Source organism: Mycobacterium sp. ELW1, from assembly GCF_008329905.1.
GTDB lineage: Bacteria > Actinomycetota > Actinomycetes > Mycobacteriales > Mycobacteriaceae > Mycobacterium.
Genome location: NZ_CP032155.1, coordinates 5,060,481 through 5,082,138 on the forward strand (window position 1 = coordinate 5,060,481; position 21,658 = coordinate 5,082,138).

The window sequence follows — 21,658 nt, forward strand, 5'->3', positions numbered from 1 at the left end:
GTCAGGCGCCCGTGAACTTGGCGGGCCGCTTCTCGATGCGCGCCACCTGGGCTTCGATGACATCCTGGCTGCCCCACGCTTTGTCGAACAGTTCCTTGTGGGTGGGCCCCTGCTCCTCGTACGCGCCGTCGTCGTTGAGCACCCGCTTGGACGCCTGCAGCGACAGCGGCGCCAGCCCGGCGATCTCCTGCGCCCAGGACTGGGCGTCGGCCAGGTCACCGAGCCGGTTGGCCATCCCGGTCATCAACGCCGTGTCGGCGTCCAGGCGTTCGGCGCCCAGCAGCATGCCGCGGGCCCGCCCGTAACCGGCCAGCGAGGACAGCCGTCGGACACTCCAGTTGTCCAGCGCCAGACCGTATTTCGCGATCGGGAACTGGAAGTAGGCGCCGGGAGCAACCACTCGAAGGTCGCAGATCATCGCGAGCTGCACACCGGCACCGATCGCGGGACCGTTGATGGCGGCGATCACCGGCATCGGCGCGGCGTCGATCGACTTGTTCAGCGCGATGGCCTTGTCCGGGAAATCGGCGGCGAACACGTCTCCGGACAGATCTGCGCCCGCGCAGAACACGGTGCCCTGCCCGGTCAGCACGATTGCGCGGACATCGTCGGCGGCGGCCTTCTCGACCGCTTCCCGCAGCGTGTCGACGAGTTCGGAGTTGAGTGCGTTGCGTCGCTCCGGACGCTGCAGCTCGATGGTGGTCACATCCCCCACGCGGTTGATACCGATCATGGTTCGAGGGTACTGGCCGGATAGTGTCGTCGCGTGAGCCGGATCGGGGCTGCCGAACTACGCGACGCCGCACTGGACCCTGGTTCCTTCCGGAGCTGGGACAGCGCGCCGCTGGATGTGGGCGCCGACGCCGCCTACGCCGGTGAGCTCGAACAGGCCCGCGCCAAGACCGGCTTCGACGAGGCGGTGCTGACCGGCGAAGGCACCGTCCACGGCCGCCGGGTCGCCGTCGTGGCCTGCGAATTCGACTTCCTCGCCGGGTCCATCGGGGTGGCTGCCGCCGAACGCGTCACCGCGGCGATCGAACGTGCGACCGCCGAGAAATTGCCGCTGCTGGCGTCGCCGAGTTCGGGTGGCACCCGCATGCAGGAGGGCACCGTCGCGTTCCTGCAGATGGTGAAGATCGCCGCGGCCGTCACCCAGCACAAACGGGCGCACCTGCCGTACCTGGTGTACCTGCGGCATCCGACGACCGGCGGGGTGTTCGCGTCCTGGGGCTCGTTGGGCCACATCACCGCCGCGCAGCCCGGTGCGCTGATCGGTTTTCTCGGGCCTCGGGTGTACGAGCAGCTGTACGGCGAACCGTTCCCGCCGGGCGTGCAGACAGCGGAGAACCTGTTGCGGCACGGCGTAATTGACGCGGTTGTTGGCATCGAGGCACTGCGCGTGACGTTGGACCGGGCGCTGCGGGTCATCACCGACGCCCCGGGCCCTCCGCCGGCGGCGCTGCCCGACGAGCCGATCCCGGACGTCCCGGCCTGGGAGTCGGTCGTCGCATCGCGGCGTCCGGACCGGCCCGGGGTGAGCTGGCTACTGCGCGAAGGCGCGACGGACCGGGTGCCGCTGTCCGGCACACACGGCGATGCGGCCACCACGGCGCTGGCTCTGGCCCGGTTCGGTGATCAGCCTGCCGTCGTCGTCGGTCAGCAGCGTGTGATCGGTGGTGTCGTCGGCCCGGCCGCCCTGCGGGAAGCCCGCCGCGGCATGGCCCTGGCCGCTGGGCTGCGGCTGCCGCTGGTGCTGGTGATCGACACCGCCGGGCCTGCGCTGTCGGCGGAGGCCGAACAGGACGGCCTGGCCGGTGAGATCGCCCGCTGCCTGTCGGATCTGGTCATGCTGGACACCCCGACGGTGTCGGTGCTGCTCGGCCAGGGCAGCGGCGGCCCCGCGCTGGCGATGGTTCCGGCCGACCGGGTGCTGGCCGCCCAGCACGGCTGGCTGGCGCCGCTGCCACCGGAAGGCGCCAGCGCCATCGTGTTCCGCGACACCGACCACGCCCCGGAACTTGCTGCGGCACAAGGTGTCCGGTCACTCGACTTGTTGCACAACGGCATCGTCGACGCGATCGTGCCCGAGCATCCCGACGCCGCCGACGAGCCGGTGGAGTTCGCACGCCGGTTGTCTGTGGCGATCGCACGCGAAATCCATGATCTGCGCGAGACCCCCGCGGAGCAGCGGTACGCCGCCCGGCTGGCGCGTTACCGGCGAATCGGCTTGCCCCACTAAGGATTCGACACGGACACTACCGCGATGACGGTCGCAGCAGGGTCACAACGGCCTCGGTGATCGCCCCGAGGTCCTTCTTGGCGGCCGGGTTGTTCGTCGAGGTGCTGTTGAGCGCACCGACCACCAGGTCTCGCACAGTTCTGAGGTTGACGTCCGTGCGCACCACACCGGCTTGCTGCCCGCGTTCGAGGACGCCCTGCCAGACTCGCGCGAACCGGCGCTCATGGACCAGGTGCGCGGAGCGCAGGTGCGGCGGGAGTGTGTCGACCATCCGCACCACGGCGGCAGCGCGGTCGTCGCTGGCATGCAGCGCATCCAGGTGTCCACGGATCGCAGCCCGGAGCCGATCGAGTTCCGATGCACCCTCCGGCACCGCAGCGATGGCCGCCTCCAAAGCGGCCCGCGCGGACTCCACACCATCGACCAAAGTCGCGGCGACGAGGTCGTCCTTTGTCCGGAAGTGGAAGTAGATACTCCCCACCTGCAGGTCGGCCGCGCCGGCGATCCGGCGCAGGCTCGCCCCGCCATACCCGTGCTGGGCGAAAACCCCGGCCGACGCGTCCAGAATGCGGCGCCGGGTCCGGGCGGCCTTGCCGTCGACTTCCTCCATCACCCCACCCTATCGAATCGGACGATCGTCCGATTCGATATATTCGGACAATCGTCCGAATCGAGGGAGAGAGACCCATGACCGCAGCCATCCGCCGTACGCAGGACGACATGTCTCATGACGTCTTCCTCCCGCAGGAAACAGTGGACTTGCGGGCGCGAGCACGCGCGTCCGTCGCACGCCACCTCGCACCGGTGGCGCGCGAGATCGGATCACGAGAGGAGTCGGCCACCAGCTTTCCCTGGCAGGCGTTCCGCGGACTGGCCTCGGACGGGTTGTTCGGCGTGCCGTTCGGGCTCGAGCACGGCGCCGGACTCCACTACCCGATGCTGGGCACCTGCACGGTCGCCGAGGAGATCGCCTACGAATCGTCCTCGATGGCCGGGGTTTACGACGGACAGTGCATCCTGGTGCCCGCCACCCTCGGCCACGCACACAGCCGGCTGCGCGACGCGCTGGTGCCCGACCTGGTGTCCGGCCGGCAGGCCTTCGCATTCGCCACGACCGAACCGGAGACGAGTTCGGATCTGACCGCCGAGCGGCTCGGCACGTTCGCAGAAGAGAGCGACGGCGAGTTCATCGTCTCCGGCCGAAAACGCTGGATCACCAACAGTGTTGTGGCCAATTGGGTTTCGATACTGGTCCGAGCCGGGCGAACCGGCAGCCGAGCACACATGTTGTTGATCGACCTGACCAGCCCGGGAGTCCGGATCGGCAGCCCCGATCTGAAGATGGGCCATCGCGGGCAGATCACCGCCGACATCGTCCTCGACGAGGTACGTGTGCCGCGCGAGAACCTGCTCGGCGAGCCGGGCCGGGGAATGGCCGTGGCGTTGTCCGCGCTCGTTCGCGGCCGGATCGGTATCGGAGCGGCCGGCGTCGGCGTGGCCCAAGCCGCCCTCGACCTCGCGGTACGCCGGCTGCGGACCCGCCACGTCTTCGGCAAGCCGCTGGGGGCCATGCAGCACTGGCAATTCCAGATGGCCCAGCGCGCCACCGAACTGGAATGCGCTCGTAGCCTGTACCAGAAGGCCGCGATGTTGCTCGACACCGGCGACGCCACCGCCGAGCCCGAGGCCGCCATGGCCAAGGCCTACGGCACCCGGCTGGCCAACGACCTTGTCCGCGAGGCCATTCAGATCCACGGTGCGCTCGGGTTCGCCCGCCAGGTCGGCGAGACCGGTGAATCAGTGCGGCTGGAAGAGATGTACCGCGACGCCAAGATCCTCGAGATCTTCGAAGGCGCAAACGAACTTCAACAGTGGATCGTGGCTCGCCGGCTGATCGGACGCGAGATCACCGGTTAGCCCACGCGCCGGAACAATTCCGCGGGCCTGCCGCCGGTGCGGGTGACCAGATGGCCGGTCGGGCGCAGCAAGGGTTTCATCAGGCGCCGAAACCCGTCGCGCTGAAGGGCTCGGCCCGCCACCGCCTCGTGCACCCGATGCAGCTCACCGAGGGTGAACTGACGACCGAGCAGGTGGTCGGGGTCCGGCCGCTCGGCGTAGCGGTCCCGGACTTCCTGTGCCGCACGGGCGATGATCTCGGCGTGCCCGTACCCCAGCCGGCCGGGGCGGGCCACCGGGACCAGCCGGGTGTCGCGCGGCCTGCGGGAGTCGAGCCTACGGATCGGCACGACTTCGACATGGGCCACCGACAGCACCCAGCCGCGGGTGTCGCGGGACGGATCGTCGTACACCCGTAGTTGCCGCGGCCGCAGCCCCCGCACGTCGGCCTTGGCCCGCAGCGACCGTTCGACCGCGTCGGCCAGCCGCTCGCCGGGATGCAGGAAGGTGCCGGGCAGCGCCCAGCCCGGTCCATCGGTGCGGCGCACCTGCAGAACCGATAACTCCGGGTCGGCCGGATCGAGCGTCAGCAGGGCGGTGTCGACGGCCACATGCGGGGACGGATAGTCACTGAGCGGGTGTTCGGTTGAGTCGCTGATTAACTCATCATTGCTTAAAGCCGCGGGCAGCGCAGTCCAACAGCGCGGTCACCTGCTCGTCGGAGGTCTGGCGAAAGTCGTCGTAGCCCTGCCCGACCGCACTGAAATACCTTGGCGCGCCCAGACACACCACGTCGTCGGCGTAGGAGCGCAGCTCGGCGATGGTGTCCGGAGCGCCGATCGGGGCGGCCAACACCACCGTCGCGGCGCCCCGCGCGCGAGCCACCAGGCACGCCGCCCGCGCGGTGGAGCCGGTGGCGAAGCCGTCGTCGACGATCAGCACCACCCGGCCGGCGAGCGGCTGGGCAGCCCGCCCGCCCCGGTAGCGCTCGACGCGGCGGGCAAGCTCGGTGCGCTGCTCGGCTTCCACCTCCGCGATCTCGGCGTCGCTGATCACCACGTGCCGCAGCACCAACTCGTTGATCACCCGCACGCCGTCCTCACCGATCGCACCGAAGGCCAGCTCGGGCTGGCCGGGCACACCGAGCTTGCGCACGACGAGCACATCGAGCGGGGCGGCCAGCGCCTTGGCGACCTCGAAAGCCACCGGCACGCCACCGCGGGGCAGACCGAGGACCAGGACGCTCAAGCCGCGGTAGCCGGCCAACGACTCGGCCAGCCGCCGGCCCGCGTCCGCCCGGTCGGCGAAGCGATGCATAACTTCGAGTATCGGCCTAAGCCAGCGATTCCAGCCAGGCTCGGTGCAATGCTGCGTAGCGGCCCTGGGCGTCGATGAGCTCACTGGGCGGCCCGTCCTCGACGATGCGCCCATGCTCCAGCACCAGTACCCGGTCGGCGATCTCCACGGTCGACAACCGGTGGGCGATGATCAGCGCTGTCCGGTCGGCCAGCACGGTCCGCAGCGCGCGCTGCACCAGCCGCTCGCTCGGAATGTCCAGCGACGACGTCGCCTCGTCTAGGATCAGCACCGCGGGGTCGGCGAGGAACGCCCGCGCGAACGCGATCAGCTGCCGCTGCCCGGCCGACAGCCGCCCTCCGCGGGTGGCGACGTCGGTGTCGTAGCCGTCGGGCAGTGCGTCGATGAACTCGTCGGCCCCGACCGCGACCGCGGCGGCGTGCACCTCGGCGTCGGACGCCGACGGGCGCCCGAACCGGATGTTGTCGGCCACGGTCCCGGAGAACAGGAAGTTCTCCTGGGTGACCATCACGACGTGGCGGCGCAGGTCGCTTTGCGCGAAGTCCCGCAGATCGACGCCGTCGAGGGTGACCGCACCCGAGGTCGGGTCGTAGAACCGGGCGATCAGCTTGGCGATCGTGGTCTTACCCGCCCCGGTGGTGCCGACCAGCGCGACGGTCTGCCCGGCCGGCACGACGAGCGACAGCCCGGGCAACACCGGCCGGGCCGGCACATAGTTGAATTGCACGTCGCGGAAGGCGATTTCGCCGTTGATACGGTCGAGGTGCACCGGTTCCGGCGGGTCGGCGATCGCCGGCTTCTCGGCCAGCACACCGGCGAGCTTCTCCAGCGCGCTGGACGCCGACTGGAAGGTGTTGAAGAACTGCGAGATCTCCTGCATCGGCTCGAAGAACATCCGCAGATAGAGTAGGAAGGCGGCCAGGGTGCCGATCGTCATCTCGCCGTGCAACACCCGGTAGCCGCCGTACAGCAGCACCACACCGGTGGTCAGGTTGCCGACGAGCTTGACCGCGGGCATGAAGATCGCCAGCAGCCGGAAGGTCCGTTCGTTGTCGAAGCGGTACCGGTCGGCGACGTCGTCGAAGATCTCCTGGTTGCGCGGCGCGCGGCGGTAGGCCTGGACCGCTTTGATGCCCGTCATCGTCTCGACGAACTGCACGATCACCAGCGCGGCGCTCTCCCGCACCCGGCGGTAGGTCTTGGCCGACTCGGCCGAGAACCACCACACCAGCGCGACGAGAATCGGGAAGGCGGCCAGGCACATCAGGCCCAGCTTCACGTCGAGGGTGACCAGCAGGATCGCGGTGCCGAACAACGTCAGCACCGCGGTGATCAGGCTGTCGAAGCCGGTCTCCAACATGTCCTGGATGGCATCGACATCGTTGGTCAGCCGGCTCACCACCCGACCGGAGGTGTAGCGGTCGTGGAATGCGACGTCGAGGCGCTGGAAGTGCCGGAACACCCGGCGGCGCACCTCCAGCAGCACGCTCTGGCCGATGCGGCCGGAGCGTTTCAGGAACGTCATCCGGCTGATCGCCTGCACACACACCACACCGCAGAGCACCGCGACGACGATGATCAGTTCGCGCGCCGAACCACCGGCCAGCAGCGGCGGGATGGCGTGGTCGATACCGCGCTGAACCAGAAGCGGAACCGACAGCCGCGCAGCGTTTTCCACCACGACGACCAGTGCGAGCATCGCCACCGTCGCCTTGAACGGTGCGAGCAGCGAGCCCAGCAGCGCCCGGGCCTCACGTTTGCGCGGCGCGGCCTCGTCGATCGGCAGGTCGTCGGGTTCTTCGTCGAGCCGGCCCCGCCATTCGGTGGCGGTCATCGCTGCCTGCCCTCCGATGCGGCGTAGTCGGACGTGCGCCGGGCCGCACTGCGCTGCTCGCACGCCTCCTCATAGGCGTGATCCAGCCGCTGGCGCTCGTCGTCGTCCTCCCAGTCGCAGCGCACCTCGGATCCGTCGTCGAGCTCGTCGTCGGCGGCCAGCAGGAAGCGGTAGCGCGGCACGGTGGCCAGCAGTTCGGCATGGGTGCCGATGTGTGTGATCGTGCCCGCGCCGTCGACGGTGTCGAGCAGCGCGACCTTGTCGGCCAGCAGGACCGTCGAGGCGCGGTGCGCGACCACGACGGCGGTGACACCGGCCAGCACCCGCCCGAGGGCCTCGGTGACCATGGCCTCGGTGTGCACGTCCAGCGCGGACAGGGTGTCGTCGAGCACCAGGACCCGTGGCGCGGCCAGGATGGCGCGGGCCAGCGAAAGCCGTTGCCGCTGACCGCCGGACAGGCTCATGCCCTGTTCGCCGATCCGGGTCTGCAGGCCGTACGGCAGGTCGTAGACGAACTGGGCGGCGGCGACCTCGACAGCGCTGCGCAGGTCCTCCTCGGTGGCGTCCGGGCGCCCCAGCCGCAGGTTCTCGGCGACCGACATGGAGAACAGCGTCGGGTCCTCGAACGCGGTGGCGACGGTCGTGCGCAGCGCATCCAGGGACAGCTCGCGGATGTCGGTGCCGTCGATGCGGATCGCACCCTCGGTGACGTCATAGAGCCGCGGCAGCAGGCCGGCCAGCACCGACTTGCCCGCACCGGTGGCGCCCACCAGCGCCAGGGTCTCCCCCGGTTCGACGGTCACACTGACGTGGCGCAGTGCGAAGGTGTCCGATTCCGGAAACTTGAACCCGACATCGTCGAGCTCCAGCCGGCCGCCGCGCGGCGGATGAGTGCGGGGCCCGTCGGTGATCTCCCGGGGCGCGTCGAAGATCTCGGCGATCCGGTTGGCCGCCGTCATCGCCTCCTGCGTCATCGACAGCAGGAAGCCCAGCGACGCGATCGGCCAGACCAGCGACAGCATCATCGTGGTGAACGCGACCAGCGTGCCCATGGTGACCTGGCCGTGCCCGGCCGCATACGCGCCGAAGCCGAGCACCACGATCAGCGTGAGGTTGGGAATCACCTCGAGCAACGTCCAGAACTTCGCCGACACCGCGACCTTCTGGATCTGGGTGTCGTACAGCGTGCTGGCCTGGGCGTCGAAGCGGTCGTACACGTAGTCCTCGCGGCCGAAGGACTTCACCGCGCGCAGCCCCAGCGCCGACTCCTCGACGTGGGTGGCGACATGGCCCGCCTGGTCCTGGGCTTGCCGGGCCAGCTGGGTGAAGGTGCGCTCGAAGTGCAGCACGATCAGGGTGATCGGCACGATCGAGACCAGCACCACGACACCGAGCGGCCAGTACATCGCCAGCAGGATGATGGTGACGACGGTGATCTGCAGGATGTTGAGGATCAGGAACACCAGCCCGAATGACAGCAGCCGTCGAATCACGCTGAGGTCGTTCATGATTCGCGACAGGAGCTGGCCCGATTGCCAGCGGCCGTGAAACGACATCGGCAGGATCTGCAGCCGGGCGTAGAGATCCTTGCGGATGTCGGCCTCGACGCCCATGGTGGCCCGCGAGACCAGCCAGCGGCGGATGAACCACAGCACCGCCTCGGTGACGCCCACCGCCATCGCCGCGGCGCCGACCACCCACAGTCCCCGCTGGTCCTGGTGACGGACCGGTCCGTCGATCACCGCCTTGGTCATCAGCGGGATCGCGACGGTGGCCGCCAGGCTGCTGATCGCGATGACGAGCATCGCGATCCACCGCGCGCGGTAGGGCATCAGATACGGCAGCAACCGGAACAGATCGGAGGCGGCCCGCCCGGACGTGCGCGGCGCGGCGATGGCCGGTTCCGACACGATTTCGGAAGTCACCTCGTCCACCCCACCATTTCCCTAGACACCGACCACCGCTGAACATATGCGGCGCGTCCGACATGACTCCCCTGCATTCGATGATCCCACGCAGCGCAATCGGTTATCGGACGAGATTTTTCAACGCTAGAACCTCAACAACGATTGAGGTCAAACCCTTCCGGCGCAGGTCACCGTGTCGCGTCGGCCTCCCACTGATACGGGCGTCGATCAGGCAAGATGGTGCCCATGGACAGTAGTTCGGCCGCACCCCGGGTTCTGGTGGTCGATGACGATCCCGACGTGCTCGCATCGCTGGACCGCGGGCTTCGGCTCTCCGGATTCGAAGTGTCCACCGCCGTCGACGGTGCCGAAGCCCTGCGGTCGGCCACCGAAACCAAACCCGACGCCATCATCCTCGACATCAACATGCCGGTGCTGGACGGCGTCAGCGTGGTGACCGCGCTGCGCGCGATGGACAACGACGTGCCGGTCTGCGTGCTCTCGGCGCGCAGTTCGGTCGACGACCGAGTCGCAGGCCTGGAAGCCGGGGCGGACGACTACCTGGTCAAACCGTTCGTCCTGGCCGAGCTGGTGGCCCGGGTCAAAGCACTGCTGCGCCGGCGGGGGGCGACGGCCACATTCTCCTCGGAGACCATCCAGGTCGGCCCGCTGGAGGTCGACATTCCCGGCCGCCGCGCCCGGGTCAACGGCGTGGACGTCGACCTCACCAAGCGCGAGTTCGACCTGCTGGCCGTCCTCGCCGAGCACAAGACGGCGGTCCTGTCCCGCGCACAGCTACTCGAGCTGGTGTGGGGCTACGACTTCGCCGCCGACACCAACGTGGTCGACGTCTTCATCGGTTACCTGCGCCGCAAGCTCGAGGCGGGCGGCGCACCCCGACTGCTGCACACCGTGCGCGGCGTCGGCTTCGTGTTGCGCACCCAGTGACCGAGACGTGACGCTGCCGCGCATCTTCCGCCGCACGCCGTCGCTTCGCACCCGGGTGGCGTTCGCGACCGCGATCGGTGCGGCGATCGTCGTCACGATCGTCGGCGCCATCGTCTGGGTCGGGATCACCAACGACCGTCTGGAGCGACTCGACCGACGACTCGATGAGGCGGCGGGCTTCGCCGTCCCGTTCGTGCCCCGCGGTCTCGACCAGATTCCGCCGTCACCCAATGACCAGAACGTGGTGATCACCGTCCGCCGCGGCGATCAGGTCCGGTCCAACTCCGACGTCGTGTTGCCGCGACTGAACTCCGACTACGGCACCGCCGAGGTCGACGGGGTTCGCTACCGGGTGCGCACGGTCGAACTCTCCTACCCGGAGGCCACCACCTTGGAGGTGGGCGCCACTTTCGACGACACCATCGCCGACACCAACAACCTGCACCGCCGGGTGCTGATCATCTGTGTGTTCGCGGTCTGCGCCGCCGCGCTGTTGGGCTGGGCGCTGGCCACCTTCGCGGTGCGGCCGCTGCGGCGACTGGCCGCCCAGACCCGGGAGATCCAGGCCGGCGACAAGGCGCCCGACGTCGAGATCGGCGGCGCCACCGAGGCAGTGGAGATCGGCGAGGCGATCAAGGGTCTGCTGGAACGGATCTGGACCGAACAGGAGCGGACACAGGCGGCGCTCGCCTCGGCGCGCGACTTCGCCGCGGTGTCGGCGCACGAGCTGCGGACACCCCTGACCGCGATGCGCACCAACCTCGAGGTGCTGTCCACCCTGGACATGACCGACGAGCAGCGCGACGAAGTACTCAGCGACGTCGTGCGTACCCAGACCCGGATCGAGGCGACCCTCGGCGCATTGGAACGCCTTGCCCAGGGCGAACTTTCGACCGAAGCCGACCAGGTCCCGGTCGACATCACCGAGCTGCTCGATCGCGCCGCACACGACGCCATGCGGGTCTACCCCGACCTCGAGGTGACGCTGGTGCCGTCACCGACGTGCATCATCATCGGCCTGCCTGCCGGCCTGCGACTGGCGGTGGACAACGCGATCGCCAACGCGGTCAAACACGGTGGCGCGACGCGGGTCCAGCTCTCGGCGGTCAGCTCACGCGACGGCGTGGACATCGCGATCGACGACGACGGATCCGGCGTCCCGGAGGCGGAGCGCACGGCGGTGTTCGAGCGCTTCGCCCGTGGGTCGACAGCGTCGCACTCCGGTTCCGGGCTCGGCTTGGCGCTGGTGGCGCAGCAAGCCGAAATCCATGGTGGCACAGCCGTGTTGGACGACAGTCCACTCGGCGGTGCGCGACTGACGCTGCGGCTGCCCGCACCCTCCTAGGACTCAGGCCTTAACGGCGATCTTGAAGATGAGGGTCCTCAGGGCGCCAAAGGCGCCGTGAGCGCTGATGTAGAGCCGCTTGGTGTCGTATCCGGCGACGTCCTTCATCGTTTCCGCTCCGAAGCGGGCTGGAGTCTGGCCATCGATGACGGTGACATCGACGCCAAGCAGTGCGTGCCTGACGGCGGCCCGCTCGGCTCCGGTCGCAGTGGCCACGAGTTCCCCGATGGTGCGCTCCCCGCCTGTGGCGGGAACCGCAGAGCAGGTGACCCCGTGCTCGCCGAGGTAGCTATTGAGCCGCTCGACAGTGACATCCGCGCCGACGACAAGGCTCAGGTTGCCGAGGTTGACGGCGATGTCGGTGTCATCACCCGCAGTGAGCAGAACATCCGGGTCCGGCGTGATGCCATGGGTGAGGGCTTCGCGGACGGCCGCACCGAACGCGTCGACTTCGGGCTCTGCAGGAGATTGATCGGGAAGCATGATCCCAGGGTTGAGCAGCCCAGCAGGATCGAATGCCTTCTTGATCGAACGTTGGGCCGCGATCTCCACCGGGGTGAAGCGCTTCGTCATGAACTGGATCTTCTCGGTGCCGACGCCGTGCTCGCCGGTGATGGTGCCACCCAAACCCAGTGCAGCTTCAATGATCTCGTTGTTGGCCGCCCCCAGAGCGGACGCCGCCAGCGGATTGTCCTTGTCATAGAACGTCGTGGGATGCAGGTCACCGTCGCCGGCATGACCGCACACCGCGATGAACAACAGGCCGTCGCAATGACGTGCGGCAGTCGCTTGAATGGCTTCCTGCATCTCGGGGATCCGATCACGTGGCACGGTGACGTCACCGATGAAGAAGCCCTTTCCACTCTGCACCACCGAATTGGGGGCGTTGAGGCGGCCGTACCAGAGGGCGGTGCGGTCACTGTCGCTCTCCGCCACACGCACTTCGGTGGCTCGCTGCCGTAACACCTTCTCCACCACCGCCTGGTCATGAGCCACCTCAGCAGCGGTGCCATCGACGTCGATGAGCACAATGGAATCGGCGTCCAGCGGGTAGCCGGTGTCGTAGAACTGTTGCAGTCCAGCGATTCCCGCCCGGTCGAGCCATTCGACCGCGGCGGGCACCACACCACTGGCGATGACCGCGGCGATGGTGTCAGCGGCTTCCCGCGCAGTGGCGAACGCACCCATCAGGCTGTGGGTCACCGCCGCGATCGGCCGCAGCGCGACCGTTGCCGCGGTGACGATTCCCAAAGTGCCTTCGGATCCGATGATGATGCCGAGTAAGTCGGGGCCTTCATCATCCGCGCTGAAGGAGACGGCAGAGCCGTCGGGCAGCACGACGTCGACGGACAGGATGTGGTTGTAGGTGACGCCGTACTTCAAGGCGTGTGGCCCGCCGGCGTTCTCGATGATGTTGCCGCCGACGGTGGCCAGATGCGCCGAGACGGGATCGGGTGAGAAGCACAGCCCGTGCGGTGCCAGCGCCGCCTGCAGATCGGAGTTGACGACACCGGATTCGACACGGGCGCAGCGGTTCTCGGCGTCGATGTCGAGGATCTGATTCAGGCCGGACAGGTCGAGCAGGACACGGCCCGCGGCAGGCATCATCCCGCCCGAGCAGTTCGACGCCCCGCCGCGCGGCACGATAGGGACCTGGTGGTCGGAAGCGAGCCGCATGATCGGTGCGATGTCGTCGCGGCTATACGGGCGCAGCAGCAGGCCCGCTACTCCCCCGACGCCCCAGTAGTCGCGACCACGTTCGGTGAGTACGGTGCTATCGGCCGTCACGTCCCCATGACTGGCAACGGCCTTCGCGAACTGATCAATGGCGGTGACGTCACCGGGGTGTTGCGGAGTCTGCGTGGGCATGTCGATCAAGTTCCTTCCGTCTGTTCGCGTAACCAGGCCGCCTCTTCCCCGGGGGCGGGTAACACGCGCCCACCCTCGATGGCGAAGTGCGCCGGGCTGTTCTGGATGACGACCAGGACCCGCTTGGCCGGGATTCCGGTCACCCGGGAGGCGGCCGCCGCGATCTCGGCGACCAGCTGGCTACTTTGCGCTTCGGGATGCCCGGTGCGGACCCAGCCGTTGATCAAAAGCGGTTGTGCGGGTTGCCCATCGGTGTAGACATCGTCGGGGGCAAGTTCGTGGAAGACGACATTGACGTACGTGCCAGGGACGTGATTGATCATCGAGTGCACCCTGGTCAGCTCACCGGCCAGCTCCGCCTTCGTGTCAGCGCTTAGCGTCGACTGCACCGTGGTGCACGTGTAGACGGGCATCTCTCAGCCCAGGAACGGCAGGTGCGGCTGGGTCGGTACCACCAGAACGGTGGGCCCGTCGGCCGCCAAGGCGGCCTTGAATTCACGTGCCAGCTCCTCGGTACTGCCCACGGTCGCCGTCCGGCACCCGAAACCTGTTGCCAATGAAGCGATATCAAGACCTGGCAAGTTCAGCCCTGGCACATTTGGCGTCTCCTCCAGAAGCGCAAACGACTTCAGGACACAGTATTCGCCGTTGCGCTGCACCACGAACACGATGGGCAGCTTGTGCTGTGCGGCTGTCCAGATCGCTTGTATCGAGTATTGGAACGAGCCGTCACCGATCGAGGCGACGATCGTCCGCTTCACGCCGCGGGCCCGGTCGCCTAGCGCGACACCCACCGCCGCAGGTACTCCCCAGCCGATTCCGCCGCTGCCCGTGGCGAAGAAGCTGCCGGTGCGCCGGGTGGGCCACCACTGGATGAGGTCGGCCAACGTGGAGGTCGACTCCATCACGACCGCAGCGTCGTCGGGCTTGACCGAGCTCAACACGGCGTAGACGTCGTTCGGCACGAGAGGTGCGTTCGCCACCGGGAGGTCGGCGCTGAAATCTCTGGTCAACCCCGGTGGAGCTTGTCGGCCGGCCGGCACCTCAACGAGCTCCAGAAGCTGCGCGAGGGCGATACCCACGTCGCCGACAAGGCTGTCGCCGACCGGCGCAACCGCGGCTAGGTGCGGATCAACGGTGATCTGCAATACCGCGGTTCCCTCTGGCACCCACTCCCCGGCAACGAAGGGGTAATAACGGAACACTTGGGCGCCGATCGCGATGACGAGGTCGAAACCCGTCAATGCCTCGTTGACGCCAGCGATTGTCAGCGGCAGCGGACCGGCGTATTGCGGGTGATCCTCGGGAAACGAGCACCTGTCCGACAGCCCGCTGCCGCGGACCGACGCGCGCAGCTTCTCTGCGAAGGCGATGCCGGCATCCCACGCGCCGGCGCGGTCCACCTCGGGACCCAGCAGTAGCAGTGGCCGCTCCGCCCGGCTGATTCGGTCTGCGAATTCGCGCAGCCGTTCAGCATCGGGCTGCACTCGCTGGCTGACCGTCCGAACCACCGCCGGACCCAGTGCCGGCTTGTTCCAGTCGTCGAGCGGGATGGACAGGAACACCGGCCCCGCGGGCGGCTGCGTCGCAACCGCGTAGGCGCGCATGAAAGCCGCGGGCACGTCCTCGGCCCGCGCCGGTTCGTACGCCCACTTGACCCACGGCTGCGGCATCACGGTGGGATCGGGATTGTTCAAATAGGGGTCGACTATGGACATCTCGCGGGTCTGCTGGCCCGCAGTGACAATCAACGGCGTGTTCGCGCGGTACGCCGCTACCAGGCTGCCCATCGCGTTGCCGGTGCCGGCCGCGGTGTGCAGGTTGACCAGCGCGGGCTTGCCGGTGGACTGGGCGAACCCGTCGGCCATCGCCAGCACGGAAGCTTCCTGCAAGCCCAGGACATAGGTGAAGTCATCCGGGAAGTTCTGCAGGAACGTCTGCTCAGTGGATCCCGGGTTGCCGAACACCGTGGTCAGTCCCAACGTTCGGAGCAGGTCGTAGGTGACCTCGTGAATTGTCTTGCCATCGGACATCGTTCAAACCCTTCGTCGATCAGGTACCGGCGCCCTGCCTGGGAGAATCACACACCCCGGTGACGCTCGCGTACCCCGTGGAAACCACGGGTTGCCGACAGACCGGGGTGCCACTGGCCCATCGCCACCAGCGCAGATTCGGGAGGTCGGCATCGCGCTGACATGCCAAGATCAATCTCATGGGCCGGGTTACCGCGGGTGGTGCGCTCATCGGACGACGAGGCGAGCAACAACGGCTGACCGAGTTGGTCAACCTCGCCCGGGGCGGCAACAGCGGGGTTCTCGTCATTCGGGGCAGCGCCGGAATCGGGAAAACGGCCTTGCTCAGTGACGTTCTTGCCAACGCCGGCGATCTGCGCACTATCGAAATCAGCGGAGCGGAATCGGAGATGGAACTCGCCTACGCCGGCGTGCAGCAGTTGTGCGCTCCGCTGCTCGGGCGTATCCACGGGCTGCCCGACCCGCAGAAGGACGCACTGCGGGTTGCGCTGGGCCTGCGCGAAGGTAGCGCGCCGGATCGCCTGCTGGTGGGTCTGGCCGTGCTCACTCTGCTCGGAGAAGCCGGCACCGAGCGCCCGACCGTCTGCATCGTCGACGATGCCCAGTGGGTCGACCGTGCATCGCTACGGGCACTGGCGTTTGCCGCACGCCGGCTTCTCGCTGACCCGGTAGTGATGATCTTCGCTACTCGCACACCGGGCGCCGCTCATGAGTTGGATGGCCTACCCGAGCTGAACCTGGGCAGGCTCACGCGCGTCCACGCCGACGCACTCCTCTCCGAGGTGCTGCCGGTCCAGCTGGACGAGACCGTCCGAGCGAACATCCTGGCCGAAGCGGACGGAAACCCGTTGGCCCTGCTCGACCTTCGCCGCGCCATGGCACCCGCGGAATTGGCAGGCGGATACGGACTCACGGAGGCGGTGTCAGTCGCGGAGCGGATCGAGCGAGAATACGAACAACGCCTCGATGAACTGCCGCCGGCAACAAGGACTCTCCTGCTGATCGCGGCCGTGGAGCCGACAGGTGATCCCGCATGGCTGTGGGCCGCAGCCGGGCAACTTCACCTCGACGCCGATGCAGTTGGCCCAGCCGAGCGCAGCGGCCTGATCACTGTCGAGTCTCGCCTACGCTTTCGACATCCACTCGTTCGGTCAACGGTCTACCGCAACGCGTCGCTCCCTGAGCGGCGGCGGGTGCACGCCGTGCTTGCCGACGTCATATCCGGTCCGTCCTCAGATGAGCACCGAACCTGGCATCGTGCTCACGCCACGAGCGCACCCGACGAGACAGTCGCAGCCGAACTCGTCGAGTCCGCCGAGCGGGCCCGCCGCCGCGGAGGAGCCGCCGCCGCGGCGGCGTTTCTGGCGTACGCCGTCGAGCTGACGCCCGACTCCGTCCGTCGCGCCGAGCGCGCACTCAACGCTGCCCTGACCAAACTGGACGCAGGTGATCCAGAATCTGCAGCCCGGCTGCTGACAGCTGTCGCGGGGGCCGATGACGAATTACTCAGTGCGCGGGCGGATCTGTTGCGGGCCAAGATCGCCTTCGCCACACAACGGGGCCGAGACGCACCCCCGCTGTTGCTGGCGGCGGCCGAGAGACTGAAGCCATTAGAGCCCACGCTCGCACGCGACACCTATCTCGAGGCACTGATGGCGGCGATGATCGTCGGCCGCCTCTACGCCGCGGAGAACGTGTCCGCGGCAGCGATAGCCGCCGCGGCTCGACACGCCCCACCCCCATCTGGCCCACCCAGGGCCGCCGATCTCTTCCTGGATGGAATCGTCCTCCGACTCACCGAAGGACACTCCACCGCCGCGCCGCTTCTGATGCGGGCCATCAGTCAGTACCTGGAGGAGGACGAAGCCGGTACCGCGGATCCGCGTTTGCACGACATCACGCTACGGGTACTGCTCGATGTTTTCGAACAGGATACCTACAGTTCTCTTAACGCTCGCCAGGTCGAATTGCTGCGCGATGCAGGAGAATTGACGATACTACCGGCCGCATTGACCACCTACGCAGGAGGCTGTGTCACTTCCGGCGACTTTGCGCAGGCGGAAGATCTGCTGGCGCAGTCCGAGGCGATCTCCACCGCGACCGGCGCGCCGCCCCACCGCTCCATCCAGACCTATCTCGCCGCCTGCCGCGGCCAGGAGCAGCGTGCCAGGCAACTCGGTCAGGCCACGATCCAAGACGCGACCGCACGTGGTGAAGGTAGCGAAATCACTGTCGTGCTCTTCGCGCTGGCCATCTTGCACAACGGCCTCGGCCAGTATCAAGAGGCGTTCAGGGCGTGCACATCGGCCCTGGAATACGACGACGTAGGAATGTATGGCCATCTGCTCAACGAAATGGTCGAGGCTGCCGCCCGATCTGGCGAAACGAGCATCGCTGAAACAGCCACTGCGCAGGTGATCGAGCGGGCCGAAGCAACGGGAAACGCAACAGCACTCGGGTACGCGGCACGTGCCAGGGCACTGACTACCGCTGGTCCCGAAGCTGAGCACGAGTACCGCACCGCGATAAGGGAATTGGAGCGCTCACCACTCAAGGTCATGGCCGCGCGCACTCATCTGCTTTTCGGTGAGTGGCTGCGTCGCGAAAACCGCCGAGGCGAGGCTCGCGCCGAGTTGCGCACCGCTCATGAGGTGTTCTTGGAAATGGGCGCCGACAGCTTCGCCGAGCGGGCGCGTCGCGAACTCCAAGCCGCGGGCGAGACCCGAACGCGGGCCCAGCGGCCGTCCGTTGAGCTGACCGCGCAGGAGCGCTACATCACCCGGCTCGCAGGCGATGGCTATACCAATTCCGAAATCGCTGGCCATCTGTTCATCAGCCCACGGACAGTGGAATGGCACCTGGGTAAGGTCTTCGCCAAACTGGGTGTGACGTCTCGCCGCGAGTTGCGCGAGTTGCCAATAGCCCACGCGCACGAGTAAATCGGGCGTCCTCGACCGCGAACAGCATCTCAGCAATCGTCCGTAGGGGAAACGCCGCATTACGACGGTGTACGCGCTGATGCCACCGAACCCGCGCTCATCGCCACCACCGGGATTAAAGCGGTCGAACAGAGCTGGTTAGATCCGACGCAACCGTGGCTTCGCCAGGTCCAACCAGGCTGGAGGGCTCAAGCTACCTAGGCCGCACTAGGACTCGGCCGGAGTTGCCCCGCAGATCGCGTTGCCGCCGTCGATGATCAGGGTGGTGCCGGTGACGTAGGACGCACCGGGGGTGGCCAGGTACGCAACGCCGGACGCCACCTCGTCGGCGGTGGCCGACCGCCCGATCGGAGTGGCGTTTCCCGCGGCGACCTCCGAGGGCAGCTGGGCCGCCGTTGCGATCCACCCGGGCAGCACGAGGTTGGCGGTGATGCCGTTCTTGGCGTAGTCGACGCTCATCGAACGCGTCATCCCCAGCATCGCGGCCTTGGCGGTGTGATACCCGACGTCGCCGGCGTACGCGGTGAGCACCCCGGCCGTCGAACCGACATTGACCACCCGTCCGTACCCGCGCTCGACCATGCCGGGCAGCGCCGCCCTGGTGACGAAGAACGCACTATCGAGGTTGCGCCGCAACGCAAGTGACCATTCCTCGTCGGTCATCACCATCAGCGTGTTGGGCTCCTCGGGGCTGTTCACCGACGCCAGACCGGCGTTGTTCACCAGGATGTCGAGCTTGCCGAACGCCACCTCGGTGGCCTCGACGAGACCGTGCGCCGCATCGCGGTCGAACAGGTCGGCGATATGGGCTTGCGCGCGGATCCCCTCGGCGGCAAGTTCCTCGGCTCGCCGGTACACCCGATCCGTGGTACCGGTCACCATCACCGCCGCACCCAGTTGACCCAATAGCCGCGCCGAGGCGAAGCCGATACCGAGCTCACTGCTCGATCCGGTGACCAGAGCCACCTGACCGCTCAGGTCGAACGCGCTTGGCGTAGCGGGCATTGTGCTTGCTCCCTCTGTAGTCCAGCTGTACGACGCCGACACTAGGGCGTCGCCGCGCACGTTTCTAGGTCGAACGTCCAAAACTTGGACGTTCGTACAAGGTAGTAACCCTCATGTCACACAGTCGAAATCAGCCGAGCTGAGACTTGCCCGATGAAACTCACGTCGGGAATCGCACCGCTGGCGCTCGTCGCGCTGCTGTTCGCCGGAACGGCATGTTCGGGAAAGACCAACAGCCCCAGTGACACTGCCGCCGCGGCGTCGACGGTGCGCACCCCGCTGATGTCCGACCCGCCGCCACTGGATCCCGACACGTTCTACCAGCCCGAGGGCCTGCTGATCATGACCTCGACCTACCAGGGCCTGCTGCAGTACGCGCCCGGGTCGACCACGATCGCACCGCTGCTGGCCACCAAGTGGGACGTCACCCCGGACGGACTCACGTACACCTTCACCCTGCGCGACGGCGTCAAGTTCGCCGACGGCACCCCGTTCGACTCCGCGGCGGCCAAGGCCAGCTTCCAGCGACGCATCGACATGAACGGCGGACCGGCCTACATGCTCGCCGACCTCAAGGACATGCAGACCCCGGATCCACGCGCCTTCGTGGTCACCCTCACCAAACCCGTTGCCCCGTTTCTGGATTACCTGGCATCACCCTACGGGCCATTGATGACCAGCCCGACCGCCGTCGCGCAGCATGCCACCGGCAACGATCACGCCTCGGCGTGGCTGGCCTCGCACACCGCGGGCACCGGCCCCTACGACCTGACCGAGGCGGTGCAGGCCAGCCACTACACGATGACCGCGAACAAGAACTACTGGGGCACGGCGCCCGAGATCACCTCGGTGCAGATGCCGGTGGTGACGTCCTCAGCGGTGCAGCGCCTCCAGCTCGGCAACGGCGAACTCGACATGGTCCTGCACGGGCTGTCCAAGGGCGACTATGAGGCCCTGGCCACCGGCGCCAACACCGAGGTGCTGCAGCAGAAGGCGCTGATCAAGGCGATGATCATGGTGAATCCGGCGTCGGCGGTCTTCTCCTCGAAGGACGCACGAGCGGCACTATCCGCCGCGCTCGATCAGAAAGCGCTGACCACACAGGTTTTCGGTGCACAGGGGTCTCCGTCGACGCAGTTCTATCCGGTCGGGATGCTGCCGGACGGCGCGGTTCCCGACGTGCACACCTATGACCCGTCGAAGCTGGCCGCACTTGGCAAGAGCGGCGGTGAGGTCTCGATCGGCTATCCGTCCGGCGACAGCAGCCTGCAAGACCTGGCCAACCAGACCCAGGTGATCCTGCAGGCCGCGGGCTTGAAGGCGACGGTCCGCGACTTCCCGTCAGCTCAGCTGTTCGCACTGCCCCAAAACCCGGACCAGCGGCCCGATCTGTTCGCGGAGTCGTGGAATCCCGATGCCGCTCACCCCGATACCTTCTCGAGGATCTACCAATACACGGACGCACCGGTCAACATCCAGGGCTGCTCGGTGCCGGAGGCCGACAAGCTCCTCGACGCCGGCAGCGCCGAGCCCGACCCGGCGAAATCGCAGGCGCTCTACGTCGAAGCCGCCAAGGCCTACCGCGACTCACTGTGTTGGATCAACCTGTCGGACCTGTACAACACGGTCGCCGCCCGCAAGGGCTACTCGGGTTGGCAGAGCCAGCCGGCGTGGATGTGGGACACCGACTTCTCCACCCTCAAGCATCAGGGATGACGGCTGGCACCACCGCTCGCGGTGCGGCACGCCGCACCGAGATCATCGACGCCGCAATCGAAGTGATGGCCCAGGTCGGCCTCGCCGGGCTCTCGATGCGCCTGGTGGCCAACCAGGCGCAGATCCCGCTCGGCGCGCTGAGCTACTACTTCGACGACAAGTCCGATCTGATCGCGCAGTCGTTCGCGCAGTTGTCGGATCGCGAGATCGACCGGGTCGTCGCCACCGCGGAGCGGCTCGAGCCGTCCATGCCGGCCGAGCAGCTCGCCGACCTGGTCGCCGACATGATCATCGACGGATTCAGCTCGCCGCCCGGGGCGATCGTCACCCGCTACGAGCTGGTCACCGAGGCCAGCCGCGACGAACGCCTGCGCCCGATGTTCGAAGCCTGGTACGCAGCAATGATTCCCGCGCTCAGCAGACTGTTCCGCGATATCGGTTCGGGGCAGCCTGAGCTCGACTCGCGCACCGTGATGGCGGTGATGGCCGGCCTGGAAATCGACAACCTCTACCGTCCGCTGGGTCCGGTGGACAAGCGTCGAATCCGGGCGACCCTGCGCCACGTATTCACCGCAGTGATCGCACTGCACAAGACCTGAGCGACGAAAGG

16 protein-coding genes and 1 pseudogene are annotated in these 21,658 nt (G+C 67.6%); 7 read left to right on the forward strand and 10 right to left on the reverse strand.

Features of this window, described 5'->3' with window-relative positions; genetic code table 11:
- Position 1 precedes the first annotated feature (1 nt).
- Entirely contained in the window at positions 2–733 is a 732-nt protein-coding gene (locus tag D3H54_RS24130) for an enoyl-CoA hydratase (protein ID WP_149381863.1), read from the reverse strand.
- A 33-nt stretch (positions 734–766) separates the two neighbouring features.
- Here D3H54_RS24130 and D3H54_RS24135 point away from each other — a divergent pair, with 33 nt between their 5' ends.
- A complete protein-coding gene (locus D3H54_RS24135) occupies positions 767–2,239 on the forward strand; it encodes a carboxyl transferase domain-containing protein (RefSeq protein ID WP_149381865.1) in 1,473 nt (490 codons plus the stop codon).
- Positions 2,240–2,255: 16 nt separating this feature from the next.
- Here D3H54_RS24135 and D3H54_RS24140 read toward each other — a convergent pair whose 3' ends face one another.
- Positions 2,256–2,849: a TetR/AcrR family transcriptional regulator gene (locus tag D3H54_RS24140; protein ID WP_149381866.1), complete on the reverse strand. Its 594-nt coding sequence runs from the start codon at positions 2,847–2,849 to the stop codon at positions 2,256–2,258.
- A 77-nt stretch (positions 2,850–2,926) separates the two neighbouring features.
- On the opposite strand from D3H54_RS24140, the gene D3H54_RS24145 reads away from it, so the two are divergent.
- Positions 2,927–4,156 carry an acyl-CoA dehydrogenase family protein gene (locus D3H54_RS24145; RefSeq protein ID WP_149381868.1) on the forward strand — a complete coding sequence of 410 codons (1,230 nt, stop codon included), beginning with the start codon at positions 2,927–2,929 and terminating at the stop codon, positions 4,154–4,156.
- Here the strand turns inward: D3H54_RS24145 and D3H54_RS24150 are convergent.
- From D3H54_RS24150 to D3H54_RS24165, 4 genes and pseudogenes are all read right to left on the reverse strand, one after another.
- A complete protein-coding gene (locus D3H54_RS24150; RefSeq protein WP_210419585.1) occupies positions 4,153–4,746 on the reverse strand; it encodes an NUDIX hydrolase in 594 nt (197 codons plus the stop codon). The two genes, D3H54_RS24145 and D3H54_RS24150, sit on opposite strands and share 4 nt — an antisense overlap.
- 58 nt (positions 4,747–4,804) lie before the next feature.
- Positions 4,805–5,452: pseudogene (locus tag D3H54_RS24155) on the reverse strand (phosphoribosyltransferase); the annotation flags it as partial.
- A gap of 16 nt (positions 5,453–5,468) precedes the next feature.
- On the reverse strand, positions 5,469–7,286 hold the full coding sequence (locus D3H54_RS24160; protein ID WP_149381874.1) for an ABC transporter ATP-binding protein: 1,818 nt from the start codon (positions 7,284–7,286) through the stop codon (positions 5,469–5,471).
- Positions 7,283–9,211, reverse strand: a complete 1,929-nt coding sequence (locus D3H54_RS24165) for an ABC transporter ATP-binding protein (RefSeq protein WP_286198994.1) — start codon at positions 9,209–9,211, stop codon at positions 7,283–7,285. Before D3H54_RS24165 ends, D3H54_RS24160 begins: the two co-directional genes overlap by 4 nt.
- Positions 9,212–9,439: 228 nt before the next feature.
- Between D3H54_RS24165 and D3H54_RS24170 the strand changes: the two genes are divergently transcribed.
- A complete protein-coding gene (locus D3H54_RS24170; protein WP_036341235.1) occupies positions 9,440–10,141 on the forward strand; it encodes a response regulator transcription factor in 702 nt (233 codons plus the stop codon).
- Positions 10,142–10,148: 7 nt separating this feature from the next.
- Complete coding sequence (locus D3H54_RS24175) at positions 10,149–11,486, forward strand: HAMP domain-containing sensor histidine kinase (protein WP_149381876.1); 1,338 nt, start codon at positions 10,149–10,151, stop codon at positions 11,484–11,486.
- Between the two features lie 3 nt (positions 11,487–11,489).
- Here D3H54_RS24175 and D3H54_RS24180 read toward each other — a convergent pair whose 3' ends face one another.
- Genes D3H54_RS24180 through mdlC form a run of 3 tightly spaced genes read right to left on the reverse strand, consistent with a single transcriptional unit; the run spans position 11,490 to position 15,388 of the window.
- Positions 11,490–13,355, reverse strand: coding sequence for an FAD-linked oxidase C-terminal domain-containing protein (locus D3H54_RS24180; RefSeq protein WP_149381878.1), 1,866 nt, complete (start codon positions 13,353–13,355; stop codon positions 11,490–11,492).
- A 5-nt stretch (positions 13,356–13,360) separates the two neighbouring features.
- Entirely contained in the window at positions 13,361–13,768 is a 408-nt protein-coding gene (locus D3H54_RS24185; protein WP_149381880.1) for a tautomerase family protein, read from the reverse strand.
- A gap of 3 nt (positions 13,769–13,771) precedes the next feature.
- Positions 13,772–15,388, reverse strand: a complete 1,617-nt coding sequence (gene mdlC, locus D3H54_RS24190) for a benzoylformate decarboxylase (protein WP_149381882.1) — start codon at positions 15,386–15,388, stop codon at positions 13,772–13,774.
- A 179-nt stretch (positions 15,389–15,567) separates the two neighbouring features.
- On the opposite strand from mdlC, the gene D3H54_RS24195 reads away from it, so the two are divergent.
- A complete protein-coding gene (locus D3H54_RS24195; RefSeq protein WP_149381884.1) occupies positions 15,568–18,327 on the forward strand; it encodes a helix-turn-helix transcriptional regulator in 2,760 nt (919 codons plus the stop codon).
- Positions 18,328–18,534: 207 nt separating this feature from the next.
- On the opposite strand, the gene D3H54_RS24200 is transcribed toward D3H54_RS24195, so the two are convergent.
- On the reverse strand, positions 18,535–19,332 hold the full coding sequence (locus D3H54_RS24200) for an SDR family NAD(P)-dependent oxidoreductase (RefSeq protein WP_149381886.1): 798 nt from the start codon (positions 19,330–19,332) through the stop codon (positions 18,535–18,537).
- Between the two features lie 153 nt (positions 19,333–19,485).
- Between D3H54_RS24200 and D3H54_RS24205 the strand changes: the two genes are divergently transcribed.
- Positions 19,486–21,048, forward strand: coding sequence for an ABC transporter substrate-binding protein (locus D3H54_RS24205; protein ID WP_149381888.1), 1,563 nt, complete (start codon positions 19,486–19,488; stop codon positions 21,046–21,048).
- Positions 21,045–21,647, forward strand: coding sequence for a TetR/AcrR family transcriptional regulator (locus tag D3H54_RS24210; protein WP_149381890.1), 603 nt, complete (start codon positions 21,045–21,047; stop codon positions 21,645–21,647). Before D3H54_RS24205 ends, D3H54_RS24210 begins: the two co-directional genes overlap by 4 nt.
- The last annotated feature ends 11 nt before the right edge of the window (positions 21,648–21,658 follow it).

What these genes read in the sequence shown, in the direction of transcription:
- D3H54_RS24195 (WP_149381884.1), top strand. Translation starts at nt 15,568, where the DNA reads ATGGGCCGGGTTACCGCGGGTGGTGCGCTCATCGGACGACGAGGCGAG.
- D3H54_RS24180 (WP_149381878.1), bottom strand. Translation starts at nt 13,355, where the DNA reads ATGCCCACGCAGACTCCGCAACACCCCGGTGACGTCACCGCCATTGAT.
- D3H54_RS24205 (WP_149381888.1), top strand. Translation starts at nt 19,486, where the DNA reads ATGAAACTCACGTCGGGAATCGCACCGCTGGCGCTCGTCGCGCTGCTG.
- D3H54_RS24170 (WP_036341235.1), top strand. Translation starts at nt 9,440, where the DNA reads ATGGACAGTAGTTCGGCCGCACCCCGGGTTCTGGTGGTCGATGACGAT.
- D3H54_RS24140 (WP_149381866.1), bottom strand. Translation starts at nt 2,849, where the DNA reads ATGGAGGAAGTCGACGGCAAGGCCGCCCGGACCCGGCGCCGCATTCTG.
- D3H54_RS24210 (WP_149381890.1), top strand. Translation starts at nt 21,045, where the DNA reads ATGACGGCTGGCACCACCGCTCGCGGTGCGGCACGCCGCACCGAGATC.
- D3H54_RS24160 (WP_149381874.1), bottom strand. Translation starts at nt 7,286, where the DNA reads ATGACCGCCACCGAATGGCGGGGCCGGCTCGACGAAGAACCCGACGAC.
- D3H54_RS24185 (WP_149381880.1), bottom strand. Translation starts at nt 13,768, where the DNA reads ATGCCCGTCTACACGTGCACCACGGTGCAGTCGACGCTAAGCGCTGAC.
- mdlC (WP_149381882.1), bottom strand. Translation starts at nt 15,388, where the DNA reads ATGTCCGATGGCAAGACAATTCACGAGGTCACCTACGACCTGCTCCGA.
- D3H54_RS24145 (WP_149381868.1), top strand. Translation starts at nt 2,927, where the DNA reads ATGACCGCAGCCATCCGCCGTACGCAGGACGACATGTCTCATGACGTC.
- D3H54_RS24200 (WP_149381886.1), bottom strand. Translation starts at nt 19,332, where the DNA reads ATGCCCGCTACGCCAAGCGCGTTCGACCTGAGCGGTCAGGTGGCTCTG.
- D3H54_RS24130 (WP_149381863.1), bottom strand. Translation starts at nt 733, where the DNA reads ATGATCGGTATCAACCGCGTGGGGGATGTGACCACCATCGAGCTGCAG.